This window comes from Nostoc sp. LEGE 12447, from assembly GCF_015206985.1.
Lineage (GTDB): Bacteria > Cyanobacteriota > Cyanobacteriia > Cyanobacteriales > Nostocaceae > Nostoc.
Genome location: NZ_JADEXT010000020.1, coordinates 103281 through 130018, shown reverse-complemented (window position 1 = coordinate 130018; position 26738 = coordinate 103281). Strand labels below are relative to the sequence as shown.

20 protein-coding genes and 1 other RNA gene are annotated in these 26738 nt (G+C 42.8%); 8 read left to right on the top strand and 13 right to left on the bottom strand.

Annotated features, from left to right (window positions below; all coding sequences use genetic code 11):
- Window positions 1–159: 159 nt before the first annotated feature.
- From IQ274_RS20510 to groL, 6 genes are all read right to left on the bottom strand, one after another.
- Complete coding sequence (locus IQ274_RS20510; protein ID WP_194143270.1) at window positions 160–1248, bottom strand: Gfo/Idh/MocA family protein; 1089 nt, start codon at window positions 1246–1248, stop codon at window positions 160–162.
- Window positions 1249–1495: 247 nt separating this feature from the next.
- Entirely contained in the window at window positions 1496–2215 is a 720-nt protein-coding gene (gene rnc / locus IQ274_RS20505; RefSeq protein WP_114080848.1) for a ribonuclease III, read from the bottom strand.
- Window positions 2216–2286: 71 nt separating this feature from the next.
- Window positions 2287–2714, bottom strand: an RNA gene (gene rnpB, locus IQ274_RS20500) — RNase P RNA component class A.
- Window positions 2715–2760: 46 nt separating this feature from the next.
- Window positions 2761–3459, bottom strand: coding sequence for a hypothetical protein (locus IQ274_RS20495; protein ID WP_012407977.1), 699 nt, complete (start codon window positions 3457–3459; stop codon window positions 2761–2763).
- Between the two features lie 63 nt (window positions 3460–3522).
- A complete protein-coding gene (gene corA, locus IQ274_RS20490; protein ID WP_190933510.1) occupies window positions 3523–4668 on the bottom strand; it encodes a magnesium/cobalt transporter CorA in 1146 nt (381 codons plus the stop codon).
- Between the two features lie 523 nt (window positions 4669–5191).
- Window positions 5192–6865, bottom strand: coding sequence for a chaperonin GroEL (gene groL / locus IQ274_RS20485; protein WP_193945116.1), 1674 nt, complete (start codon window positions 6863–6865; stop codon window positions 5192–5194).
- A gap of 158 nt (window positions 6866–7023) precedes the next feature.
- Between groL and IQ274_RS20480 the strand changes: the two genes are divergently transcribed.
- A complete protein-coding gene (locus tag IQ274_RS20480; protein ID WP_163934611.1) occupies window positions 7024–8106 on the top strand; it encodes an MraY family glycosyltransferase in 1083 nt (360 codons plus the stop codon).
- 227 nt (window positions 8107–8333) lie between these two features.
- On the opposite strand, the gene IQ274_RS20475 is transcribed toward IQ274_RS20480, so the two are convergent.
- Window positions 8334–9470 carry a cob(I)yrinic acid a,c-diamide adenosyltransferase gene (locus IQ274_RS20475; protein ID WP_163934608.1) on the bottom strand — a complete coding sequence of 379 codons (1137 nt, stop codon included), beginning with the start codon at window positions 9468–9470 and terminating at the stop codon, window positions 8334–8336.
- A 236-nt stretch (window positions 9471–9706) separates the two neighbouring features.
- Here IQ274_RS20475 and fraC point away from each other — a divergent pair, with 236 nt between their 5' ends.
- The 3 genes from fraC to IQ274_RS20460 all read left to right on the top strand — a co-directional run bounded on the left by fraC (window position 9707) and on the right by IQ274_RS20460 (window position 12203).
- Complete coding sequence (fraC, locus tag IQ274_RS20470) at window positions 9707–10252, top strand: filament integrity protein FraC (protein ID WP_194143269.1); 546 nt, start codon at window positions 9707–9709, stop codon at window positions 10250–10252.
- A gap of 56 nt (window positions 10253–10308) precedes the next feature.
- On the top strand, window positions 10309–11316 hold the full coding sequence (gene fraD / locus IQ274_RS20465; protein ID WP_194143268.1) for a septal junction protein FraD: 1008 nt from the start codon (window positions 10309–10311) through the stop codon (window positions 11314–11316).
- Between the two features lie 107 nt (window positions 11317–11423).
- Window positions 11424–12203: an ABC transporter permease gene (locus IQ274_RS20460; RefSeq protein WP_194143267.1), complete on the top strand. Its 780-nt coding sequence runs from the start codon at window positions 11424–11426 to the stop codon at window positions 12201–12203.
- Window positions 12204–12294: 91 nt separating this feature from the next.
- Here the strand turns inward: IQ274_RS20460 and IQ274_RS20455 are convergent, their stop codons facing one another.
- From IQ274_RS20455 to IQ274_RS20440, 5 genes are all read right to left on the bottom strand, one after another.
- Window positions 12295–12690: a hypothetical protein gene (locus tag IQ274_RS20455; protein WP_163934595.1), complete on the bottom strand. Its 396-nt coding sequence runs from the start codon at window positions 12688–12690 to the stop codon at window positions 12295–12297.
- Between the two features lie 801 nt (window positions 12691–13491).
- On the bottom strand, window positions 13492–13614 hold the full coding sequence (locus IQ274_RS37445; protein WP_265578561.1) for a hypothetical protein: 123 nt from the start codon (window positions 13612–13614) through the stop codon (window positions 13492–13494).
- A 208-nt stretch (window positions 13615–13822) separates the two neighbouring features.
- Window positions 13823–14026: a hypothetical protein gene (locus IQ274_RS20450; RefSeq protein WP_163934592.1), complete on the bottom strand. Its 204-nt coding sequence runs from the start codon at window positions 14024–14026 to the stop codon at window positions 13823–13825.
- A gap of 121 nt (window positions 14027–14147) precedes the next feature.
- Window positions 14148–14804, bottom strand: coding sequence for a pentapeptide repeat-containing protein (locus IQ274_RS20445; RefSeq protein ID WP_194143266.1), 657 nt, complete (start codon window positions 14802–14804; stop codon window positions 14148–14150).
- Window positions 14805–15143: 339 nt separating this feature from the next.
- Window positions 15144–16976 (bottom strand): ShlB/FhaC/HecB family hemolysin secretion/activation protein, encoded by a 1833-nt coding sequence (locus IQ274_RS20440; RefSeq protein ID WP_194143265.1) that lies wholly within the window; start codon window positions 16974–16976, stop codon window positions 15144–15146.
- A 206-nt stretch (window positions 16977–17182) separates the two neighbouring features.
- Between IQ274_RS20440 and IQ274_RS20435 the strand changes: the two genes are divergently transcribed.
- The 4 genes from IQ274_RS20435 to ftsH4 all read left to right on the top strand — a co-directional run bounded on the left by IQ274_RS20435 (window position 17183) and on the right by ftsH4 (window position 25441).
- A complete protein-coding gene (locus tag IQ274_RS20435; protein WP_194143264.1) occupies window positions 17183–22222 on the top strand; it encodes a CHAT domain-containing protein in 5040 nt (1679 codons plus the stop codon).
- Window positions 22216–22380 (top strand): hypothetical protein, encoded by a 165-nt coding sequence (locus IQ274_RS20430; RefSeq protein WP_163934581.1) that lies wholly within the window; start codon window positions 22216–22218, stop codon window positions 22378–22380. Before IQ274_RS20435 ends, IQ274_RS20430 begins: the two co-directional genes overlap by 7 nt.
- Before the next feature lie 919 nt (window positions 22381–23299).
- Complete coding sequence (locus IQ274_RS20425) at window positions 23300–23485, top strand: DUF2949 domain-containing protein (RefSeq protein WP_114080862.1); 186 nt, start codon at window positions 23300–23302, stop codon at window positions 23483–23485.
- A gap of 90 nt (window positions 23486–23575) precedes the next feature.
- Window positions 23576–25441 carry an ATP-dependent zinc metalloprotease FtsH gene (gene ftsH4 / locus IQ274_RS20420; RefSeq protein ID WP_163929597.1) on the top strand — a complete coding sequence of 622 codons (1866 nt, stop codon included), beginning with the start codon at window positions 23576–23578 and terminating at the stop codon, window positions 25439–25441.
- A gap of 45 nt (window positions 25442–25486) precedes the next feature.
- Here ftsH4 and IQ274_RS20415 read toward each other — a convergent pair whose 3' ends face one another.
- Window positions 25487–26686 (bottom strand): MFS transporter, encoded by a 1200-nt coding sequence (locus tag IQ274_RS20415; RefSeq protein WP_194143263.1) that lies wholly within the window; start codon window positions 26684–26686, stop codon window positions 25487–25489.
- Between the last annotated feature and the right edge of the window lie 52 nt (window positions 26687–26738).

Sequence of the window (26738 nt, the reverse complement as noted above, 5' to 3'; positions counted from 1 at the left end):
CTATGTAAAATCTCAATGCCCGTACCAGCCACCACCGAATCTAGCGCAGCGTTCCCCAGTTGCGTCAATGTTCACAGTTCCAGTTTTTTGTTAACGATCGCACTTGACATTCAAGACAGTCGCTACGCAGTAAAATGGGCGTTTATTCTCAGGGGAAAATTAGACTTGAGAGGAGTTGTTAAGAAAAACAGGCTTGCCGCCTTGTTCAAGAGATACTGTTAGTGCAGCAAGAATTTCTACTAACTGTGTGCCTACCCAGCCAGATGAAACCTCTGAGGGAGTATTGTTGAGGATAGAGTCAATAAAACAAGAGCAAACTCGCCCCAATGGTTCACCTGGCTCTAATTCCAGCACTACCTGCTTTTGATTTACCGGAATAAAATGATTACTCTGCTGTTCAAACTCGCCATGTAGCAGCGTTAGAGGTGACGATCGCAGCATTTCATCAAAAATCAAACTACCAAGGCTACCTACAATCCCCAGCCGGCGCTGCTTATCAGCATTTAGCCAGCACAAGTGGATATAAGCTTGAAAGCCATCTGGGTATGTCAGCGTTAGCCATACTAGATCGGCCAAACCTTGAGACAGAGGAGAATTTTTATCTTTCTTCCCCTCTGCTCCCCTGCTCCCCTGCTCCCCTGCTCCCTGTAGCCACACCGTACCCGTTGCTTGTACTTTCACAGGGAGCTGACCTAGCCAAGCGTTAAAGATGGCAATATCGTGAATAGCTAAATCCCAGAGCGCATCAACATCTTGGCGGACAGGCCCTAAATGGGTGCGGGTAGCGTAGCCGTAGCGTAAATCACCTAATTTACCCGCCTGTACTACAGTTTGCCCTTGCTCAACTGCTGGGTGAAATAAATAAGTGTGGTCAACCATCAGTATTAAATGATGCTGCTCTGCTAACTCACAAAGTTCCCGACATTCTGCGGGGTCGAGAGTTAGCGGTTTTTCAGCTAAAACATGGTATCCGTTTTGGAGAGAGTCTTTAATTAAAGGATAGTGGGTGGTAGCCGGAGTTGCGATCGCAACTCCTGTCAACCCTGGCACTTTCTTTAAATCTTCCCATTGGGTTGTCAATACTACATTTTCATCTAAATTAAACTGCTGTTTTATCGCCGCTAATCGTTCTGGATGGGGATCTACTACAGCAACTACATCTACTTGGGGATGTGCTAAGAAATTCCGCAGCAGATGCACTCCCCAACGCCCAACTCCGATAACAGCAATTTTAATTTTGTTTGTCATTAGTTATTTGTCATTTGTCATTTGTCATTTGTCATTTGTCATTTGGTCATTTGTATTCGGTTAACGTTCTAATATGTCTGAAGATTCCCCCAACTCCACTTTTTAAGGGGGGCTTTTAACCCTCTTTTACCCCCTTTTTAAGGGGGTCGCCGCAGGCGGGGGGATCTTAACCGAACTGTATGAAGGACGAAGGACAAATGACCACTGACAACCAAATGATTATCGGCTAATTGTCAGTCTTTTAAGCTCAGGGTGTTTGCGGATTAGGAATTGCTAAAAAAGCTACTTTAGCTGCGGCTTGTTCAGCAGTTTTAATTGATCGCCCCTTGCCTTCTCCGAGTTTCTTGCCATGTAGCCACACTTCAGCCATAAAACGTTCTTGATTATGGTGCGGTTGAGTGACTTCCACAACTCGATATTCTGGTAAAACTTTAAATTGCGCCTGAGTCCATTCTTGGAGAGCAGCTTTGTAATTAAGTCTGGCAGGATCGAGGCGAATTTCTGTTGTTAATTCTTGGAAGTGGGGATCTAGCCAAGAGCGGATCAGTTCCAGATTTTGAGTACTTAAGTAAAGCGCACCCAAAACTGCTTCAAAAGCATCTGCCAGTCGAGACTCTTGACCAACTTTATCAGCCGTAGCACTACCCGCAACTAGTAAGTATAATTCCAAACCATAAATTCTGGCCAATTGGGCGAGGATGCGATCGCTCACTAATACCGAACGAATTGCCGCAAAATCCCCTACTGGACAATCGGGATAATTTTCCCATAACACAACAGCCGACACCAGCCGCACCACTGCATCGCCAACAAACTCCAGTTGTTCATAATTCGCCGAATCAGAAACAGTGGGATGAGTTAGCGCTAAATCTAGCAGTTCCCACTTGATAGGTGCTTCTCGCGACAAACCTAATTTTTGGACTAAACTTTCGAGTTGCCGTTGACGGCGTGGGTAGGGAAGGGGCATTAGGGGGAAGGGGGAAAGGGGAAGGGGAAAAATACTAAGTCCTAACTCCTAAACTCAGCACAAAAAAAGGGGGAAAGAGCAGTACATAAGCCGGGTTCTGTTCTCTTGCGAGGGCAGTTATCTATCTGGGACGCTTGTTACCAAACGCCTCTAGCGGCTCTCGTTGAGCGGAACTGGTAAAAGACCAACCGTAGTTCCTATCGCCTTGCTCCCAACCGGGGTTTACCGAGCCAGCACCTCTCGATACTGCTGGTGCGCTCTTACCGCACCTTTGCACCCTTACCAGATCAATTAAAAATGTAAAACTAAAAATTAAAAATTGATTGCTCATTTTACATTTTTAATTTTTAATTTTTAATTGATCTGGCGGTATCTTTCTGTGGCACTATCCTCACGATCGCTCGCACTGGACGTTATCCAGCAAGTTTGGTCTTTCGGGAGCCCGGACTTTCCTCAAATCAGTGACTATGACTGATCTGCAACCGCCTGCGTCTACTCTCTCCTTAGATCCAGTGTAATCTTGGATGGCGTAGTCTGTCTGGTTGCTATTGCTTTTTTTTATTCCAAGGTAGAGCGTAAGTCCAAGGTAGTTTCCTGACTGTGAAAGGACAATTGATAATACTAATGGGAGGAAAATCACGGCCTGGGGCTAGACCTAAACGCACTTCAGATACTCTGAGTACCAGTTGCAGGGAAAAGTCCAACTCCTTTCTTCTGTTAATAAAGTCGTTGTACAGCTTTTTTTGCCCTTTTTGCAGCCCATTGATATCAATTAGTGGTTTTTTTGCTGAATAGGTTCCAGCTACTTGATCGCGCTCGAATACATCTTCTGCTGTCACTGTTTCAGAAAGTGTTTTCTTGGGAGCAATCAAGCTCGGACTTTGGGGTACTGCTAAGTCGCGGGTTAAATCTGGTGATTTCCGAATGACGCGACGCGATTGCTTGCTATGTTCAACTACTAAAGAACTGTTATCCCAGTCAACGTATAGGGCAACATTATCAGATTTATTTTCAATGCTAATTCCTAAATCTTTCAAATCGTCAATTGGGTATGAGGCTTTGAGTTTAAAGGAAATTCCAATTTTATCATCAAGATTTTGTTCTTTGAGTTGCTCGTCAACTATTCCTTTTTTAAACTCAAACTTAACTTGATCATCGATGGATTCAACCATGCGGTTAAAGATATAGGAAACACCGATAATATAAACTGTCAAAACTACTAAATTCTGGTCGCTACTCCTCATGAATTAAAATATTAACTCCTGTAATAATGAATGTATATTTGATTCTTCTTCCATCTGCAATTATTAATTACGCTTAATTGTTACAGAGTTTTGCAACCAGCCCCGTTGCCAAAAAAAGAATAGCAACCCAAGTGCGATCACTGCCATAACTGCCAAGCAAAGTGGATAGCCCCAATACCAATTCAACTCAGGCATATTATATGGCGATTTTTCGGTATTGAAATTCATACCATATATTCCGGCCACAAAAGTCAGTGGAATGAAAATTGTTGAAACTACCGTTAGTACTTTCATGATTTCATTCATTTTATTGCTCACTGCCGAAAGATACACATCCATTAATCCAGATGCTAGTTCTCGATAAGTTTCTACCATGTCCATAACTTGCACTGTATGGTCATAACAATCTCGCAAGTAGATTCGCACTTCTTCACTAATCAAATCACTGCCATCTCGAATCAAAGAATTAATTGCATCTCGCTGAGGCCAGATAGCACGACGTAATTGCAGTAGTTCTCGCCTAATTTGATAAATATTTTGTAGTGTTTGTGGGGTTGGTTTAACTATTACCTCCTCTTCCAACTCTTCGATTCGCTCCCCATAAAGCTCTAGTACCGGGAAAAAGCCATCAATAATGGCATCTAACACGGCGTAAGCTAAATAATCTGCTCCTTGCTTACGGATGATACCTTTGTTTTTTTCAATTCGCGATCGCACCGCTTCAAAACAATCATGTTCTGGTTCTTCTTGGACTGTCAGTAAATAATTTTTACCTAATATCAAACTTACTTGCTCGCTGTAAAAACCACATGATCTTTCCTTTGGTACTACCATCCGGGCAATGAATAGTAACTGGTCTTCATAATCCTCAGTTTTAGGACGCTCTGGTACATTGACTATATCTTCTAAAACGAGAGGATGTAATTCAAAAACGTGACCCAATCGTTGTAATATATCTTGACTGCCTAAACCTTGTACATCTACCCAAGAAATAGATTCCATCTCCAGATATGGAACACATTCTTCTGGGGTTGCCATTTGTTTGCGAATGAAATTAGTTTGGTTATAGTCAATCAAGAAAATTATCGGTGGCGGAGAATCTTCATCAATAAAAATTGTTCCAGGTATAGTACCTGGTTGGTGATGGAACTCATCTTTTTTATATAGCCTAGTTACTATTTTGGGAAGACGACGCAGTTTTCGTACCATACAATATTACCTACATTGGGAATTGGGCATTGGGCATTGGGCATTGGCAATTAAACAAGTTCCTCTTTACACAGTTCTTAGTAAAGAAGTAAAATTCCCTACTCAGAACCCATTAGGCGTTTTTCTTTATTTCAGCTTTTGCTATTAATATTACAAAAATTAATACAAAGACTGTAATTTTTAAATTAAGCAGTTCTTTAAATTTGCAAATTTAGGAATCGGCATTTTTTTAGTAGTTAGTTGTATTCATGACTAATAACTGATAACCATGATGATTAAGCTAATCGTCATTTAAATTGCATCATTTTTATGGTATTAAAAGCTGCAAACCCTCTCCCTTGCTCCCTGCCCCCCTGCGATCTCAATGTGCAAATTAAATGCTTAACAGCTTACTTTTATTTATGCCCAGCTACTTCCCAGCAATAGAGATAACATATCGGCTCTGAATCAGCAATGCTATAAAAAAACAGTTTGCCTTAACAAGACAAACTGCTGAAAAAATATTTATCTGGGTGAGCAGAAGTTAGAACATGCCCATGCCGCCCATACCACCCATGCCGCCCATGCCACCCATGCCGCCCATGCCGCCCATATCAGGAGCGGCAGCAGCAGATTTCTTCTCTGGCTTTTCAACAACGATCGCTTCGGTAGTTAAGACCAAACCAGCAATGGAACCAGCGTTTTGCAAAGCTGAACGCACGACTTTGGCAGGGTCGATAATACCAGCCGCGATCAAGTCTTCAAATTCGCCAGTAGCGGCGTTGTAGCCAATGTTGAACTCGCTGTCTCGGACTTTCGAGACGATTACAGAACCTTCTGCACCAGCGTTGTCTGCTATTTGGCGCAAGGGGGCTTCTAGCGCTCGTTCGACAATATCAGCTCCAATTCTTTCTTCGTCATTTTGTAGGGTCTTTTTAATCTCTTGTACCTTCTTAGCTAAGTGAATTAGAGTTGTCCCACCACCAGGAACAATACCCTCTTCCACAGCAGCTTTAGTGGCATTCAGCGCGTCTTCAATCCGCAGTTTACGGTCTTTGAGTTCGGTTTCGGTTGCCGCACCCACTTTAATCACTGCCACGCCGCCAGCGAGCTTGGCGATGCGTTCTTGCAGTTTTTCTTGATCGTATTCAGAATCGGTTTCTTCCAACTGCCTGCGAATTTGACCAATCCGCTTTTGTACTTCTGGCTTGGTGACACTGCCAGCGACAATAGTGGTGCTTTCTTTGTCAATGGTGATTTTGCGAGCAGTTCCCAATGCTTCTAGAGCAGCAGTATCCAAACTTAAGCCGATTTCTTCCGAAATCAACTGTCCATCGGTGAGAATAGCAATATCTTCTAACAAAGCTTTGCGGCGATCGCCAAATCCAGGGGCTTTGATTGCAGCCACGGCTAGTACACCCCGTGCTTTGTTCACTACCAAAGTTGCCAAGGCATCACCTTCGACATCTTCAGCGATGATTAGCAAGGGTTGACCAGAACGGGCGACCTTTTCCAAAATTGGTACTAAATCTTGGATGCTGCCGATTTTTTTATCTGTCACCAAGATCCGGGCGTTTTCAAATTCCACGATTTGCCGCTCGTTGTTGGTGACAAAGTAGGGTGAAATGTAACCCCTGTCAATCTGCATCCCTTCAACTACTTCTAGTTCAGTTGTCAGGGATTTAGATTCTTCAACGGTAATTACACCATCTTTGGTGACTTTTTCCATTGCTTGAGCTAACATTTGACCAACTTCTTCATCGTTACCAGCAGAAACAGTGGCAACTTGAGCGATCGCACTTCCTTCTACTGGCTTGGCTATCTTGGCAATTTCCAGTACCAATGCCTCAATAGTTTTGTCGATCCCGCGTCTCAAGCTAACTGGGTTACTACCCGCCGCGACGTTCTTCAAACCTTCCCGAATCAAGGCTTGTGCTAAAACTGTGGCGGTGGTTGTACCATCCCCAGCAACATCTTTAGTTTTTGAGGCCACTTCTTGGATGAGTCTTGCACCAGTATTTTCCAAAGGATCTTCTAATTCAATTTCCTTGGCAACAGTGATACCATCGTTGACAATTTGAGGTGCGCCAAATTTTTTCTCTAAAAGGACATTACGACCTTTAGGCCCCAAGGTGATTTTTACGGCATCAGCAAGGGCGTTAACACCCCTTTCTAGAGCTCGCCGCGATTCCTCGTCAAATGCAATAATTTTCGCCATGTTTTATTTCTCCAGCGCTTCCATTAGACAATTTAGCACTCACAGAGCAAGAGTGCTAATCTCTCAATCAGCTCAAGTTACAAATGGAAATAAAAAAAATTGATTAATATACAGGTGATGTTCTTTATAGATACTGGCAGTAATGCTTGAATTGGGAGATGAATCTAGACAACTCCCTTAAGTACCTTGGTATTGCCGACCCTAGCGGCACCGGCTGGTTGGCAGTAGTATTTACGTTCCTTTTGGCTTGGCTTGTAACGTGGCGTTCAATTCCGACAGTCCGCAAATTCGCCTTACGGGTAGGCTGGGCTGACCAACCCAACGCTCGGCGACTCAATCGCGAACCTTTACCCAATGCAGGGGGGCTGGCTATCTACGCGGGTGTCATTGCCGCGCTGGTATTAGCTAGCCTTTTACGACCGATCGAACTCCAAAACGTATTGGCTCAGGTGCTCACTATTCTGTTAGGAGGTTCGATATTAGTCCTGGTGGGCTTTATCGACGATCAGTTCGGCTTACCACCCTCTGTTCGATTGTGGGCGCAAATTGTCACGGCACTGTTGCTAGTAGCTAATGGTATCAGTGTAAGAGTGCTGTTTGGTACTCCCATCGACTCGTTCCTGTCTATGTTGCTGACAGTACTGTGGGTAGTAGGAATTACCAACGCCATCAACTTGATGGATGGTATGGATGGTTTGGCAGGAGGAATCAGCTTTATTACCGCTATGAGTTTGTTGGGGGTTGCAGCCCAATTTAATAACCGTGCGGCGGCAATCTTGGTACTTGCAGCTTTAGGAGGTGCTGCATTAGGCTTTTTGCGCCATAATTTCCATCCGTCGCGAATTATTATGGGTGATGCCGGAGCATACTTTTTTGGCTATGTGCTGGCAGCAACTAGTATTTTAGGCAAACTGCAACAAAACACAGTTTATGCACTAATTCCCACGGTTTTATTTCTATTGTTGCCAGTAATAGACACTACCCAAGTATTTGTACGGCGGCTACTAGCAGGAAATAACCCTCTTAGTACTCCTGGCAAAGATCATCTGCACCACCGCTTACTTGCTTGGGGACTTTCCCAGCGCCATGCTGCGTTCACGCTTTGGTCAATTACCTTATTTTTCAACTTGCTGGCAATGAGAATACAAGGCATGAGTTTGGCTGTGATGATGACTACCGCCAGTAGTATTGTCATTCTTTTGGGCTTTACTGTCTGGCAAAGAATACGCCAACAGCCTTAGTTGCTTGTAGGGTCAGCATTACAATGCTAGCCCTACTCGTCTGTCTCATTAAATTTGAAAGAGCAGAGAACGAACCGCGTTCGCGCAGCGTCTCGTTAGAGAAGGACGCAAAGAGCGCGTTCGCGCAGCGTCTCGCAGAGAAGGAAGAAAATTCACCAAAAATTCAAGCTTGATAACATTACGAATTACGAATTACGAATTACGAATTACGAATTCAGATGCAATATCTAAAAATCTACCCCTCGTTTAAGTTCTACACCTTGATTTGCATAATGTTTGTGGCAATAAACCTCTGAATGAACGCTAGCCAAGTCGAAGTATGCTGGTTGATTTTGACAGCGACCAGTGATGATGATTTCGGTGTCGCGGGGTTTGCGGAGCAAAGCTTGAACAATGGGTTCAACGGGGAGTAATTCTAAGTCAACGGTAGGATTGAGTTCATCGAGAATAATAGTTTTATACATTCCAGAGGCGATCGCAACTTTTGCGATTTCCCAACCTCGTTCGGCTTCTACATAATCTAATTCTTGCCGGGAATTGCGCCAAACAATCGCATCTCCACCACAGCGCTGATGATCCACCACTTCTGGATATGACTGCTGCAAAGCGGCGATCGCAGCATCTTCTGTGTAACCGCTACCACCTTTAAGCCACTGCATAATTAACACACGGGTAGACCCTGGATGATTAATTCCCCTACCAATGGCCTGTAAAGCTTTACCCAAAGCACTAGTAGACTTGCCTTTACCAGCACCAGTATAAATTTCAATCCCTTCAAGGAATAAGGCTTTGGCTGTGGGATGGTGATGAGGTTTCATTTCTGAGTGCAAATCTGCAATATCGAGCAACTTTTGCGGTGCGGCGCGTCCGGTAGCTATGATTTCTAATTCTTGGGGTTTGGATTTTAATGTCTTTACCACTTCATCTACTGGTAGTAAACCCAAATCCAGAACGGGGTTAATTTCATCCAAGACGACAACTGAATATAAACCGCTAGCGATCGCACCTTTGGCAACATCCCAACCCCGCATCGCCTCATTTCGGTCAAAGGTAGTAATTTCTTCTGGGCCAAAAAATTCGGCTCTCCCAGTGCGAACCTGGTCTATTAAATGGGGAAATCCACGCTGCAAAGCTGCGATCGCTCCATCTTCGTCATAATCACGTTCCGGCCCTTTTAAAAAGCGCAGCAGTAAAACACGGTTAGAATCACTAGGCGTATTTATCCCTAAACCAATAGAGCGCAAAACCACACCCAAAGCCGCTTGAGACTTACCTTTACCCACGCCATCGTAAACGTGAATTTGACCAATGAGCCGTTCTTGACGCACTTGCGCCGTGCGAATACCGATACCGTTCCTTGTCATCTCTCGAAAAGCTATAAGTGGCAGTCTTTAATCTTACCTAACGTCTTGTAATCTTAGGTAGAGAAGCTACCTCTCTAGCGTCCCCGTACAAGCATCAGCTTGATGTATTAACAATATCAATCAGGGAATACTGGCACACGAGCATAGTAAAGGACAAGAACAATGTAATAATTTCCCCCATCACCCTCACTATCCCAGTTATACTCTCTACAGTTAAACCTTACCCTTGACCACTTATGCCTGAGAATTGGATACTTCCGAGGATTTTTCCCATTGGTGGAATTCTGTTTGACTTTTTATTTGTACTGATTGCCATCCCCATCGAAGCTTATCTTTTGCATTATCGACTCAAATTTGACAAAAAAACTAGTACTTTTTATGCTATTTCTATCAATTTATTTTCTAGTGTAATTGGTTGGTTCATATTTTTTGTATCAGAACCGATTTTACCGCTCCAGGTGAGAACAGAATTAATTAATTATATGTTTTTTAATAACTTTAAATCACCTAATACACAAGGGTTATTAATATTAACTGCTTTTATAATTTTCTTTTCTACTTTTCTAATGAAGTTTTTCATTTTAAAGGTATTGTTACTATCATTAAATGAGCAACTTCTTAAAAAACAAGAGGAAGAGGAAGCACCAATATCTCAACGTCGGCGATGGCGGACTTTTGGCAACTTGAAATTCCAAAGTAATAATTTAATAATTACTGTACTAATAGCGAATTCCCTGAGTTATAGTGCTATAACTCTTGTTTTATTATTTAGTGCGAAATAGGAAGATTTTACTTAAAAGGAAGACGAGTGATTAATTAATTAGGTGGAAAGAGGAACATGAATACGCTACTTAAAGATGTATTTGGAATTTTTAAATTTGCGGAAGGGCTTTATGCAGGAATTAGAAAAGTATTAGTTCCACCCAAAGCTTATTCTTGGCAGACATTTATTTATTTGAGTGTTTTTTCTTGGGTACTTTCATATTTAGCTACAGGCTATATCAAAGATATTATTGCCTTTTTCGGTTGGTTATTTTTAATTGCCGGCACAGCTTGGTATACAACTCAAGATCCTTTGAGAGTTCCTGGCACTTTTATGCCAGTTGGGGCAGTAATCACTGGATTCTTAGTAAGTGTTTTTGCTTTTGGAAATCAACAGGATGTAATTACACCAAGAACAATCGTTTTTTGGCCGACAATTTCAGCACTAATTACAGCAATACCGGAGTTTATTGAAGGAAGTGACACCGACGCTAAAGCGAGAATTCCTAAGCCACAAGACCGCCAAAGAATCATAATTTTAGTTGCTAGTAGTATGCTACTAAGTTGCTGGATTCAGTTTTACTTTGTAATGGATCATTGGTTTCAACAATATCCTAGTTTGCAAGCAGATACTTTTAAACGTAGTACCGTTGTTGTCAGAACAGAAGAACGGGTGAAAGTACCGCAAAACGGTGTTGTAATTCTAGAAAGACTTCAACCAATAGTAATAGAACAAATAAATCAAACACCTTGGTCAGAAGTAGAGAAATGGTTGCTTGAGGCAAAACAACGAGTAGGAACTCTAGGTAGAGCAGTAATTCAAAAAAGCCTGGGTAAATATGAAGAGAAAGATTTATGGCGCATTGAGCCGCGTGTAGCTAATACTAAGTCTGGATATATATTAGATTTATTAAGTATTTGGATAGGGCCAAGTTCTAACCCACGGGGTTATTTTTTGAAAAAATCTTGTCGAATTGAACCAGTTGCAGCAACCAGCAATTCAGGTAATAAGATTACAGTTGCAGAAATTGAATGCGATCGCGCCAGTAAATTAATTGCCGGATCGCCGCCTCCACAGCAGTGAGAAGGGATGAGGCAGGGGAGCAGAGGAGAGGGGAGCAGGGGAGCAGGGGAGCAGGGGGAGCAGGGGGAGCAGGGGGAGAATAACAAATGACAAATGACAAATGACAAATGACTATTAACAGAATTTTTGTATTGGCAAAGAATGTGTTTCAGGAAGTGGTACGCGATCGCATCCTATATATTATTGGTTTTTATGCACTTATACTCGCTACTGCCTTTCGCGTGCTTCCTGAATTTGCATCTACGACTGAAGACAAGATGTTTTTAGACTTCGGGATGGCGGCGATGAATGCCATCGGGTTAATTGTGACAATATTTGTTGGTACGGGACTGGTTAATAAAGAAATTGAAAAACGTACTATTTTGGTGTTAATTGTGAAACCTGTCAGTCGCAGCGAAATTATTGTGGGCAAATACTTAGGTTTATCCGCAGTATTAGCTGTACTTGTCGCTACGATGACGGTAATTTATCTGATATTTCTGCAATTTGGTAACATTCCTCATCCAACGGCGAGTATTCTAATTGCTGCAATTTTCTTAGTATTGCAGTTGTCATTAATCACCGCTATGGCTATTACCTTCGGTGTTTTTACTGCTTCTCTCTTAGCGACTATTTTAACGTTTGCGGTATATTTAATTGGAAATATTACTCAAGATTTAGTCCAACTAGGTCGTCTGAGTCGTAACCCTGGTATAGAACTTATCACTCAAGGTTTGTTTCTGATTTTGCCAGATTTATCTCGATTAGATTTAAAAAATGATGCCGTTTATGGTCTGCAAGCGCTACCTGACACAACTGCACTGATTACAAATGCTGGCTATGGTTTACTTTATAGTGCCCTGTTATTAGCGATCGCTATTTTTATTTTCTCACAACGCGAATTTTAGTCATCGGGCGTTGAGGCAAGCAGGGGAGAAAGAATTACTGGTTAACAACTTTTTTCCTCCCCTGTTTATCCAAACTGTATTGCTTACACATCTACAAGGGTTGAGTGCCTTGCATAGATGCTTTTTGTGCAATAGTTTTTAAGCGAGTCGCTCTGCTTTTACGGATACGTTCACTTTTGCGAACTCCACCAGCCATCTCATATTCGCGGCTATCTTTGCCGTATTTAAAGCCGATTCCCATGAGCATTTTTTCGGAGAAAGTACCCAAGGTTTGTTCTAATTCTTCAATTTCTACTTTGGAAGAGTCAATCGTGCTGAGAGCAGTATTATGAGCTTCTAACTTGCTGCGTAATTGCTCAATTACTTCTGTCAGGACTTTTAAATTACAAGTATTTCCAAGATCCAGATTGGCATCAATTGCTTTGAGTCCAGCAAATCTTAACTCAGCATTTTCTAGAACGCGGGATGTACGTTTTCTCAAAGGCATAAATTTAGTTACTCGTAACATTTATACATTTACTATGTCCTACTGAAAATACATTCTGGTTCAGCAAAATCCACAAAAATAATTATACTTTTTATGAGATAAATACTGGTAAATTCTCTTAATTTATAGCGGTTCCCAATTGCATGGAATACAGACCTAACCCTCTAACCCCCTTCCATTCAAAGGAAGGGGAGTAAGATTCAAAGCATCTCTCCTTTTAGGAGCTACGGTGTACACACAAGTCTGAAATAGCTGATTAACCAGGGTTTTACCACACCCTAACCCTCCCCTTTCTAAGCTACGGTGTACACACATCTTTCTAGAAAACCAAAATCATCGTAGATCCCCCTAAATCCCCCTTAAAAAGGGGGACTTTGAGAGCTTTTTGCCCCCCAATTTATCGGGGGGTTGGGGGGATCAAAAGCTTGTGGCGCAACTTTAGAAGACTTGTGTGTACACCGTAGCCTTTCTAAGGGGAGGGAACTAGATTTCTTTTTCTCCCCTTTCTAAGCTACGGTGTACACACATCTTTCTAGAAAACCAAAATCATCGTAGATCCCCCTAAATCCCCCTTTTTAAGGGGGACTTTGAGAGCTTTTTGCCCCCCAATTTATCGGGGGGTTGGGGGGATCAAAAGCTTGTGGCGCAACTTTAGAAGACTTGTGTGTACACCGTAGCTTTCTAAAGGGGGATTAAGGGGGGTAATTTAACTTGTGTGTACACAGTAGCCTTTTAGGAGAGAGGTCAAAACTGTACTGCATCCAAGCTGCATCTAAGCCAGAACCGCTATATCTAAAGCGTTCATCTAATCTTAATTATAGCTTGAGCATTCATAACTACAGAAGAAGCTGTGTTAACTACAGCTTGAGCATTTATAACCACAGAAGAAGTTGTGTTAACTACTGCTTGAGGATTTATAACCACAGAAGAAGCTGTGTTAACTACTGCTTAAGCATTACTTATCATATAGTGAGTATCTATAATTAGTGCTTAAGGTGTATTAACTACAGCTTCAAGTTTACTTATCATATAATCAGCGTCTGTAACTACAGCTTCACCATTAATAAGTATTGTTTAAGTTGTGTTAGCTACGACTTAAGCATTAGTTATAACAGTTCCCGCATAGGTAATATCAAGTTTGGATAATATGGGTTAGGCGTAGGTTGGGTTGAGCATAGTCAAAACTGATCGCATCTCCAGCCAGGACATTTAAAGCTGTTTTAATCGCAGAACCTTCGGTGGCATCAATACTAAGCGCTCCGGCATTAAGACCTAAAAAAGTTCTTGGTTTAGCGTCAAAATTAACGATTTCGCTTCTGAAAAGGATAAACGACAACTTTTACGCAATAACATGACCCAAGCTGAAAAAAATTGTGGTTACAGCTAAAAGGAAAGCCCCATACAGAGCATGGAAACGGAATCACAAGATTATCTCACTTTGACAGGGCTACTCCTAACTAATAAATAACTATCTGAGGTTGCTTAATTGTGCCATCAGGCATGATAGTATCCCGGAACCTCGCATAAATCAGGTTTGTTTCCCAAAGGTTTGCTTGACTCAAGTTTGCCTTGGTTAAATTTGCCCATGTCAGGTCTGCACCAGTTAAATTAGCCTCAGCTAAATTAGCTTCTAGTAATTTTGCTCCACATAACTTTGCCCCTGTGAGATTTGCTCTAACTAAGTTAGCTTCAATCAGTGATGCTTCAATTAATTTAGCTTCACTTAAGTCTGCTTCTCTCAAATCTACATCGCATAAAGAAGCACCCCAAAGATTACTACCTGTAAATTTCGCCCGCCATAAGAAAGTTCCGCACAAGTTTGCTCGTGTTAAATCAACATTAATCAAATTAGCTTCACACAAAGATGCTTCATATAAATTAGCGTCGCGTAAGCTAGCTTGCATCAAATTTGCACCACTTAAATTAGCACGAGTGAGAACACAGCCACACAAATTTGCTCCACTCAAATCTGCTCCTATAAAGTTAACACCAGTTAAATTAATTCCTTTTAGGTCAATTCCACTCAAGTCACATCCACTGAAATCTCGGCGCTGAAAATATTTACTTGTAATTTGACTTAATACAAATTCTTGCTTATCAGCATAATTTTTCATGGTATTCACCTCTGGGTGTAATTTATCTCAAAGGTCGAGTGTGATAGTTACCGTATATTGAGAGTACACCCCAAATGCAGATTAGCTCAGTAAATAATCAAAAATAAATTGACCAAAAATCGCCAATCACCTGAAAATACGTTTTTTCAGCGATTTTTAAAACAAAAAATGCTGACATAGGTCAGGAAAGATTGATAAGATAAGGGACTGGGGACTGGGGACTAGGGACTGGGGAAAAATACTAACTTCTGACTCATAATTCAGCACGGGCTAAACGCCCCGCTACTGCTAACAGCACTCAGCATAGCTACAGAAAGAAAGCCTACCCATATTGGTGTACTAAGGTTGATAGCGAAGGCTAAAGTAAAAGCCATCATCTTGAGCGTTATTGCCGCGATCGCTCAGATCGATAAATGGAAGTCCATAATCGAGCCGTAAAAATAGATTATCAATTCCCATTGCTTGATTCCATAATAATCCCAAGCCTGCACCTACCAAAAAAGTTTGATTGGGTAGCAGATTCGGATTATTAGACTGATTCCAGACAGATCCCATATCTAGAAATGGCGCGAGTTGAATTGTGGATAATCCAGATTCATTGCGCTGGACTGTGAACCGATCTTCGATCGCTACACGAAATCCATTATCCCCAGAGCGGATATTTTGGCGATATCCCCTTACAGACTGTCCACCACCAATTACAAATTGCTGGGAGGGTAAAAGGCTATCTGGTGTTAGCTGTAAGTCTGCTTGGATAATTAACAGATGATCGGCGCTGAGTTGCTGCACGCGCTGTATTTGACCCAACCAACTGAAAAAGCGACCATCGGGTATGGGGTCGTTGTTGATGGTTGCATCTAATACGTCAATGCCAAAATTAAATTGCGATCGCAAAAACCAAGCTCCTTGAGGTTCGCGCTTAATATAATCTTGACCAAATTTAATTACACTGGTGCGGCTAACGCCATTGGCATCAGGGCCAATACCAAAAGGTTGTGCGAGATTATTGAGGATGAAGGTTTGACCATCTTGATAGGTAAATCCCAAAGATAGGGCAAATTCTTCTCTTGGCGATCGCATCAATGGTTGACGATAATTGATTTCATAAAGATCCTGGTTGGCGCGAATGCCAAGCGCATCAAAGGGTGGCTCAGTAATTTCATTGCGATTAAATGCGGCTCTAATCTGCACTTTGCCATTCATGGCGTTCACAGGAACTTGATAGCTAAAATCAAAGGCATCGGAACCACCAGAAAGGGTGTGGTAATAGGAGCCTGCTAACTCATCTCCCATCCCAGTTAAATTGCGATCGCGCAGTTCAATACCCAATCTTTCCGCACCAATACTCGGAGGCGAATAATTATCTACACCCAAGCTACCAGTTAAAGGGTTAGCCTCTTCAACTCTAACAATGAGAACACTTTGACCAACTTTACCCGTTGGACGCAGACGTGCTTCTACATTTGTAAATAAGGGATCGAGTCGCAACAGCTTCAGTTGATCTTCGAGCTTACTAGTATTCAGAGGAGTACCGGCACCTAATTGGATGCGACTACGAACATAAGATGGATTTAATCGTCGCGTTCCTTCGATCTCAATCTCTATCAAACGCCCTTCAATTACCCTAATTACCACAACACCATCGGCGGTACTAGGTTGCTGAATGTCTGGAACTGCTCTGGAATTTATATAGCCTTTATTTAAGTAAAGCTGGGTAATAGCATCTGCGGCTTGTCTAATTTCTTCTAAAGTTAAGTCCCGTTCTTCAAAGGGTTTGACAACTGGATTAAAGTCAGTTTCATTAAAAACTGTGCTATCTACAACCTGGATTTTGCGAACCCGAATTCGTTGTGGTGTTTCTGGTTGGGGATTTGGTTCGGTTTGATTGGGGTTATTTTCCGGGGCAGTTTCTGATGCCTGTACTATTTGTAACTCTGGCTGACTAATCTTTTGAGTTGAGTCTGGTGTCAATATATTCGCCGTAGCTCTCAGTCCATTTGCAGTTAAAATCCAGACCGCAGGAAGAATTAGCAAGCCGCACTGAAAACTGAAACTGTGCTTATTCCATGTAGTAGTTGCTAGATGCCAAGTATTTAACTGATGAGAGAAACAGATAATGCTTTTGTGAGTAATTGTTTTCGGCTTAATGCCAGTTTCTGTTTCTTTTCTCATTTCTCCTCAGTGGGTGCCTTATTTTACGACTGGGCTAATTTTGATTTTTGAGTGTGCTATGGCTGTATGAATATTTCAATATCATATTTTTGACATTCAGATTTCAGAAGATTTGTAACTAAAACAATACTTAACAGCAATTTTTTCTAAGTGATAGCCCTTAGCATTATATTGTGATAACAGGTAGAAAACTTGGGAATACTTCGATGCCACCACTGATCTCCATAGTCATCGTCAATTACAACCGGGAGTCTTACCTTGGGGTAGCGATCGCCAGCGTCTTAGCGCAAACATGGCCAGACTTTGAGCTGCTAATTTGGGATGATGGCTCTACAGATGGATCAGTGGCGATCGCAAACGCTTATGCTCAACAAGATAGGCGAGTGCGGGTAGTAGAAGCACAGCATCAAGGAGTTTCTGCGGCTTGTAAAATAGCGATCGCCCAAACTAGCGGCAGTTACATCGGTATCGTAGACAGTGATGATATCCTAGCCCCCACCGCCCTCGCCCAAACCGCTACAGTACTGAATCACCACCCAGAAACAGGATTTGTTTACACCGACTACTTAAATATTGATGAAAAAAGTAAAGTCATCGGCTACGGTCATCGCTGTGACATTCCTTACTCCCCAGAGGGGCTATTGGTAAACTTCATGACTTTCCACTTCCGTCTTATGCGCCGTTCAGTTTACGATCGGGTGGGAGGTGTGAACGCATCCTTTACAAGTAGTGCTTATGATTACGATTTGTGTCTCCGACTTTCAGAAGTAACCCAGGTACGCCGAGTCAAACAGCCCCTCTACTTTTACCGAAATCATTCTCAAAGCATCTCTGTTACTAGAAGAACAGAACAAATACTCTGGTCACAGAAGGCGATCGCTCAAGCACTTTGGCGACGCGGATTAGGAGACAAGTTACAAATCGATGTAGAATTGCCCACAGGTCGCTTCATCTTGCGGCGTAAAAAACCTCTACTACACAAAATCGCCGCTTCAGTCTTAGCTATTTTGCCTCTGGTGACAGTCACTAGTACGGCATTAGCCCAAACACAACAAATTGTCCCTGCTGCCGATGGGACAAACACAATTGTTACACCCAACGGTAATCAACTTAATATCACTGGCGGTACAACTTCTGGAGATGGTGCTAACCTCTTTCACAGCTTTCAACAATTTGGGATTTCACCAGAACAAATCGCCAACTTTCAAGCTAGTCCGGCGCTGCAAAATATCCTTGGTCGAATTACAGGCGGGAATGCCTCGGTTATCAATGGCTTAATTCAGGTAACAGGTGGCAATGCTAACCTCTTCTTGATGAATCCAGCCGGATTTATTTTTGGATCAAACGCCAGCTTAAATGTACCTGGTGCTTTCACGGTGACAACAGCCAATGGCATTGGTTTTGGCAGCAGTTGGTTCAACGCTATTGGTGTTAATGACTATGCCGCTTTAGTTGGCAACCCCAACGGATTTGCCTTTAGTATGAACCAGCCAGGAGCGATCGCAAATGCTGGAAATTTGGCAGTAGGTGCTGGGCAAAATTTGAATTTATTGGGTGGTACTGTAGTCAACACCGGGCAACTTTCGGCACCGGGAGGGCAGATTTCTATCACATCTGTACCAGGGCAAAATTGGGTGCGTCTCAGTCAGCCAGGAAATCTGCTGAGTCTGGAAATTCAGCCCCTCGCCTCTAGTAGCAACCAACCCAATAACTGGACAATTCCCATCGCCTCAATACCTGAATTGCTCACTGTTGGTAACACTGGGTTAACTGCCAATCCTGATGGGACTGTAAAATTGACAGGCTCTAATGTGACGATTCCCACAACTCCAGGCACAACAATTGTTTCTGGGACAGTGGATGTATCAAGTCAAATAGGCGGTACGGTAATTGCTTTGGGTAAAAAAGTTGCGTTGGTTGATGCCAATATTAACGCTTCTGGAAGCAATGGCGGCGGTACTGTGTTAATTGGCGGCGATTACCAAGGTAAGGGGACTTTACCCAACGCAGATCAAACTTATGTTAATTCCAACTCTGTCATTAATGCCGATAGCAATTTGAATGGAAACGGCGGACGGGTAATTGTTTGGGGTAACGATACAACTCAATATTTTGGTAACATTTCGGCACGTGGAGGAGCAAATTTTGGGAATGGTGGAAATGTCGAAGTATCAGGCAAAAATTTCTTGACTTTCAACGGTTTGGTAGATACTTCAGCCGCAAATGGTAGCTTTGGCACTTTATTATTAGACCCCAGCACATTGACAATTATCGATGGTGGAGTGGGTAGTTTTGATGGCACAGCTGGCAATATTGCCTTTGGCGATGCAGATATTGGGGCGAATACAGTTTCATGGGGTGCGATCGCAGCTTCGGGTGTAAATATCAGCTTACAAGCTACAGGCAATATTACGATCAATGACATCACCGGAGCTACACCCGGAGTAACTACCGATGGTGTAGCTACTTTAGCCTTGGGCGGCGGTAGCTTCAGCCTAAACTCACAAAGTGGCTCTGTAAACTTTGTTGACCCTACCAACACAATCCAGACAACCGGAGGAGCAATAAACATTTCGGGAGCCAGCTTATTACTAGGAAATCTAAACACAACTCGTAATTTCCTTACAAGCGGCAATGTAAGTTTGTTGGCGACAGGCAACATTAGTGCAGGCAACATTATTGCCAGTGGACAAGGCTATTCAGCAGGTAATGTTCAAGTCGTAAGTAGCAATGGTGGAATTACCCTAAATCAGATCAACACCAGCGATAGTGGAGGGGTTGGCAATGCCACGGGTGGAACGGTGACTTTGACTGCGGCAGGCAATATCCTCACTGATACTATCGATTCGTTTTCCAGTAATGCTGGTGGCTTAGGTACGGGTGGCGATATAGTCGCAACAACTACAGCAGGTAGCATTACCACTAGAGCGATTAACTCCTCAGTAGCCAAGTTTGGAGGTGGCAGTTTTATTGGCACGGCTGGCGCAGTCACCTTAACTGCCACAGAGAATATCACCGTTAATGATGCCATTAATGCCTCAGCGATCGCCATTGGAGTCGATGGAACTGGAAATGTTACAGGTGGCAACGTTACTTTACAGACTACCAATACTGCTGGTAGCAATATTAGTTTTACCAACATCAACACACAGTCCGTAGCAGACGATTTGGTTGATGGAAACACTGTTCAAGGTGGCAATGTGCAAGTGCTAACCAACGGACTGATTCAAGGAACAGGAACAGGTGAAGCGATCGCAACTGGTGGATTTTTTACTGGCGGTAACGTCCAACCTTCAACGGGAGGTACGGTTAGAATTCGACATGATGGTGGCCCAAACAATGTAGATTTTATCGTCGGTAATGCAAGTGTTAATGGCACAACAGGGTCAATTAATACAGGCGACACTTCAATAATCGCTTCAAATAACTTTCCAGTCTTGCCAACTGGCGGAGATGCCATCGGTACCCCAACCGGCATCACCATTACTTCCGTCAACACTCCGCCTGTATTAACAGCAAACTCATCGCTACCCAACACCCAGACCAATCAACCTGTTACCTTGACATTCTCTAGTCTGGCTGCACTGGTCAGCGATGCTAATAATGACATCACCTCCATCCAAGTTAATGTAGTGAATACAGGAAATCTGACTGTCAATGGACTTCCCGTTATTCCTGGTGTAACTACCTTATCTAGCGGCGATACTTTGGTGTATACCCCTCCGACTGATGTAAATGGGTCACTAAATGCCTTTGTAATTAGTGCAAATGACCGCGTTTCCTCTTCTGCACCTGTACAGATAGGAATCAACGTCAGTCAGATTCCTCCCACCATTCCTACCCCAATCCCTACTCCGACTTTTACCCCGAATCCTCCCCCTTGCTCATTCCAATGCACTCCAGATAAACCGAATGTCCCTGGTCTCAATAATCCTAAGATTGATAACCCTGTTATTAATACCGATCCCACACCCGAAGATCAATTCACAGATGATTTTGCCGACCATTTAGGCATCCCGAATCCTAAAATTAAAACACTAGATGATGCCAAAGAAATTGCTCGCAAAATTGAAGAAGCAACTGGTGTTAAACCTGCATTTATTTACATCAGTTTTGTTCCTGTGGAGATAATACCAGAGAGAAATTTGGGCAAATCTCAAAAATTTACTAAACAATTAAATACTCTAGCAGAGCAGAATAGCGACCAACTGGAAATAGTCGTAGTCACTGGAAAAGGCGACCCCATCCGCAAGCGTATCCCAGAAACTACCAGAGCCAAAGTTCTCCAAGTAGCTCAAGAATTTCGTGACCAAATAGTTAGTCCACAAAACCGTCGCCGCACTGGTTATTTGCGTCCATCTCAACAACTTTATCGCTGGATAATTGCACCACTAGAGGCCGATTTGCAGGCAAGAGAAATCAATAATTTGGTATTTTTACCAGATATGGGGTTACGTTCAACTCCAATGGCAGCACTTCATGATGGCAAGGGGTTTCTAGTAGAAAAATATAGCATTGGCTTGATGCCCAGTATCAGCTTGACTAACACCCTTTATAAAGACATTAAAAAATCTCAAATTTTAGCGCTAGGGGTTTCTCAGAGTACACAAGGACAAGAGCCTTTACCAGCAGTTCCCCTGGAGTTATCAACACTGGTGTCTAAACTTTGGCAGGGCAAATTATTGTTAGATAAGCAAGCTACCTTAGAAAATCTCAAAACTATCCGCCGCCAACAACCTTTTGGGATTATTCACATGGCAACCCATGCCGATTTTACTACCGGCGCTTTGAGTAATTCTTATATTCAACTGTGGGAAGACAAGTTACGCTTGAACCAATTACGACAGTTGCGCTTTAATGAACCCGAAGTTGAAATGCTGGTGCTGAGTGCTTGTAGAACAGCATTAGGAGATGAAGAGTCGGAGCTTGGATTTGCAGGTTTAGCAGTGCTGGCAGGCGTGAAAACTAGTGTTGCTAGTCTTTGGTCGGTTAATGATGCTGGTACAGCAGCCTTGATGACAAAATTTTATCAAAACTTGAGGACAGCTCCAATTAAGGCAGAAGCCCTCAGACAGGCTCAGGTAGCTATGGCCAAAGGGCAAATTTATGTTAAAAATGGTCAATTAGAAGGTTTGGGAGTACTGGGGAACTTGTCTTTACCTACTAACAGTGCTGATGAAGGGGAGCAATTACTTACCCATCCTTATTATTGGTCTGGATTCACAATGGTTGGCAATCCTTGGTAAAGTGGCAAGAAAAACTATACTCTCACCCTTTTACCCACGGAGAATTTTGGGCAAAAATGCGATCGCTTAACAAAATTATAAACGCAGACATAGGTTCTCAACCGTGGCGATACTCGAATGCTTTAGCTGTAAAACTAGCAGCCTGTGGTATTAGTTAGTTTTGTTGCTGAAAAAGGAACATAACAACCAATATTTCTCGGCTTTTGGGGAAAAGGGAAAAAACCTTTAACCCCAACCCAGTTTCACGGTATCTGGAAAACCTCACTTCTATTTCTCTCTTCTAAAAGCCTACAGTGTAAACACAAGTTAAATTACCCCCCTTAGAAAGGGCTACGGTGTACACACAAGTCTTATAAAGTTGTCTAACAGTGTTTCGATCCCCCCTAACCCCCCTTAAAAAGGGGAGAAATTTCTTCAAGTCCCCCTTTTTAAGGGGGATTTAGGGGGATCAGATGATTTGTGTGTACACCGTAGCCACAGTGTAAACACAAGTTAAATTACCCCCCTTAGAAAGGGCTACGGTGTACACACAAGTCTTATAAAGTTGTCTAACAGTGTTTCGATCCCCCCTAACCCCCCTTAAAAAGGGGGGAAATTTCTTCAAGTCCCCCTTTTTAAGGGGGATTTAGGGGGATCAGATGATTTGTGTGTACACCGTAGCCTTCCCGCGTCGGGAAGGGGGTTAGAGGGTTAGGTTTTTGGTGGACTTTTCCACATAACATGAAAAGTCAGGATATGGAAGAGGAGGCTGGGGATTTCTCTTCGCTTCTCACAATCTCTGCGTCTTCTTGAACGGCGTTCTGTTCATTAAATTTTCTCATTTCCATTGGTGTTAAGCCTTTGAGTACGGTAAACCGTATTTGCTTGTTAGTTCCCAAAGATTAATTTAATTGTTAAGTTTAGTTACATAAATAAAAAAATGCTACGACATTGCTAAACAGGAGAAATTATGAAAATAGGTAGTATCCTTAAGGATCTAAGACAAATTGAACAACTTTGCAATGCAACCTGGACATTGCATCACACAAGTCAAACTCTCTCAGAAATAAAACTTATTTAACATTGTTTAACATTGCGATGAAAGCTACAGATCAATTGGTGCATTTTTTAGAAGAAGAGTTGGGTATTTCTGGTGGAGCAATTTCTCTGGCTTTGCGACATTGTGAGCAGACCCCCAACTTCCTGGCTATGACCCTCTGGCAATATGGATTGGTAACACTGGATCAGTTAGCTCAAATTTTTGATTGGTTGGAAACAGTATAAGCTGCTTCAATTATATGGACTTAAAAAGAGACTCTACTATAAAGTTACATTCTCAACAGTTTTCATTCTTAAGGATTGGTAACAACATCTATGGCAATTAAAGAACAACCTAAATCACCTCGGTTTCGGATTATTGCTAATATCTTACTGGCAGTATCAGGAATATTCCTGCTCTTAAATCTATTTTTGCCTGGTTTATTTGCTTCTGGCCCTACTGGTGTTCCTTACAGCCTATTTATTCATCAAGTACAAGAAGGGGAAGTTAATCGCGTTTCTGTTGGTCAAAACCAGATTCTCTACGAACTAAAAACAGAAAATGGCGAGCCGGGCCCGGTGTTTGCAACTACACCAATTTTTGATTTAGAGTTACCCAAACTGCTAGAAGAAAAGGGAGTTGAGTTCGCTGCTACACCTCCACCCAAAAATACTTGGTTTACAACCCTCTTAAGTTGGGTGATTCCACCACTGATTTTTATTGGTATTTGGCAATTCTTTCTGTCACGTGGTGGCGGCGGTGGTCCTCAAGGTGCGCTTTCCATTGGTAAGAGCAAAGCTAAGGTTTACGTTGAAGGCGAATCAGCTAAAATCACCTTTGCAGATGTGGCTGGCGTAGAAGAAGCAAAAACTGAGTTAGTAGAAATTGTAGATTTCCTCAAGACTCCAGCACGGTTTACGCAAATTGGCGCGAGAATTCCTAAAGGTGTGTTGTTAGTTGGCCCTCCTGGTACTGGTAAGACACTTTTAGCGAAAGCCGTAGCAGGAGAAGCAGGTGTTCCATTCTTCAGCATCTCTGGTTCCGAGTTTGTAGAATTGTTTGTCGGCGTGGGTTCTTCCAGAGTGCGGGACTTGTTTGAGCAGGCAAAGAAACAGGCTCCTTGTATTATATTCATTGATGAATTAGATGCGATCGGTAAGTCTCGTAGCAGTAACGGCTTCTACGGTGGTAACGATGAGCGAGAACAGACTCTCAACCAGTTACTAACGGAGATGGACGGGTTTGCGGCTGGTGATGCAACGGTGATTGTCCTAGCAGCGACCAACCGCCCTGAAAGTCTTGACTCTGCATTGCTGCGTCCAGGTCGCTTTGACCGCCAAGTGTTGGTAGACCGTCCTGATTTATCTGGTCGGGAAGCAATTCTCAAGATTCACGCTCAAAAGGTAAAATTAGGAGATGATGTAAATTTAAAAGCGATCGCTACTCGTACTCCTGGTTTTGCTGGCGCAGATTTAGCAAACTTGGTCAACGAAGCAGCATTATTAGCAGCTCGTAATCTGCGTGAAAGTGTTGCTCAAGAAGACTTCGCCGAAGCAATTGAACGGGTAGTCGCCGGCTTAGAGAAAAAGAGTCGCGTCATGAACGAGACTGAGAAAAAGATTGTTGCATACCATGAAGTTGGTCATGCAATGGTCGGGGCGCTAACCACAGGAAACGGTCGGGTAGAAAAGATTTCGATTATTCCCCGTGGGATGGCTGCCTTGGGCTACACTCTGCAATTACCAACTGAAGACCGCTTTTTGATGAATGAAGAGGAATTGCGGGGTCAGATTGCAACTCTGTTAGGTGGACGTTCCGCCGAAGAGATTGTGTTTAACAGTATTACAACAGGTGCTTCCAACGATTTGCAACGAGCAACTGACTTGGCAGAACGGATGGTAACATCTTATGGTATGAGCAAAGTCTTAGGGCCATTAGCTTACCAACAAGGACAACAATCGATGTTTTTGGGTAATGGCGGGGCTAATCCTCGGCGGGCGGTGAGTGAAGACACATCAAAAGCTATTGATAGCGAAGTCAAGGAAATCGTGGAAACAGCCCACGAACAAGCCCTAGAGATTCTTAGACAGAATCGAGACTTGCTAGAAGCGATCGCTACTCAACTCTTAGAAACAGAAGTCATTGAAGGCGAAAAACTGCACGATTTGTTGAGTCAAGTTAAACCCGTAGGTAATTCGTAATTCATACATGGAGGGACGCAGAAGATAACTTTGCGTCCCTCTGCGTTAAACCTCTGCGTTCCTCTGCGTTTCAAAAATGCCACTTACCGCAATGCAAACACCAGCAACCAAAAATGCCAATGCACCTCCAACTGCACCAACAAAAGGTGTTATTGCTTGTAACTTGGGAAAGATGACACCAAACAAACTCATTGCTAAAGCGAATCCACCAAAATACGTCCCAATTCCTAATCCCGCCCACCGAGGAGGTACTAGTCCTAGAGCAAAAGGAATTGCGCCATTGACAATTAAACTAAAGCTAGCAACGATTAATAGAATTATCGGGATTTGTGCGCCCACAGATATCATTATTACTAACGAAGGAATGATTGCACAGATCCCACAAAGCATTGCTTGACGATTACCAATTTTGACGGCGAAGATTCCTGCTGGTATGCTGGCAATTGCGATCGCTAATCCGATCCACACCATAAGCAGATCAACATTATCAGTATTCAGTTGGGTCTTGAGTACTTTACCCAAAACATCAAAGAGGAATCTAATACCCCACGCTACACCAAAACCAGTTCCTAAAATCAAAGCCAATTTTTGTAACGGCAACTTTACTACTTCTATTTGGTGTCTATCCACAGGTGCTTCTGGAGCATTGACTAACCGCAACACAGCCGCCGCCGCCAGCATGACGAAAGAACCGATCGCAAAAGTATAAACTGGCCCTAAGCTGAGAATAAACTTGTAGCTTATCGGTCTAAAAGCCCCAATTACACCACCTGCCAAAGTTACAACACTTACTGCTAAAGGTAACTGGGCTGGTGTAGAATACATCCCCAGGAGGCACATCGCTGGAGAACGAAATATTGTCATTGCTAATGCCCAGGCTACCAATGCTATAGGTAAGAGCGATCGCATTACAGTAGTAGGTGGAATCAAACTCACAACGCATGGTATGGCAATAAACAAAGCCGATGCCAAAATCATACCTACTGAGATGAAGGGAAATCGAGTCCCTACCCAGCGTCTAGCTTGGTCTGAAAGTCCACCCATCAATGGTTCTAGCACCGCACCAAAGGCATTTTCGACTAATACCAAAGCAACTGCCAGCGAGGCGGGAAAACCAAACTGAGTCAAAAGTTGTGGCAAATATATATTATAAATTAACCAGGTGAGAGTAATTGCTCCCTGCACTACTGCTAACACCCAAACTTGCACCCATAAAATATTGAGATGAGATTTTGAGGTAGTCAAGTCGCTTCGCTCCAATTAAAAATTAAAAATTATTAATTAAAAATTCCAAAAC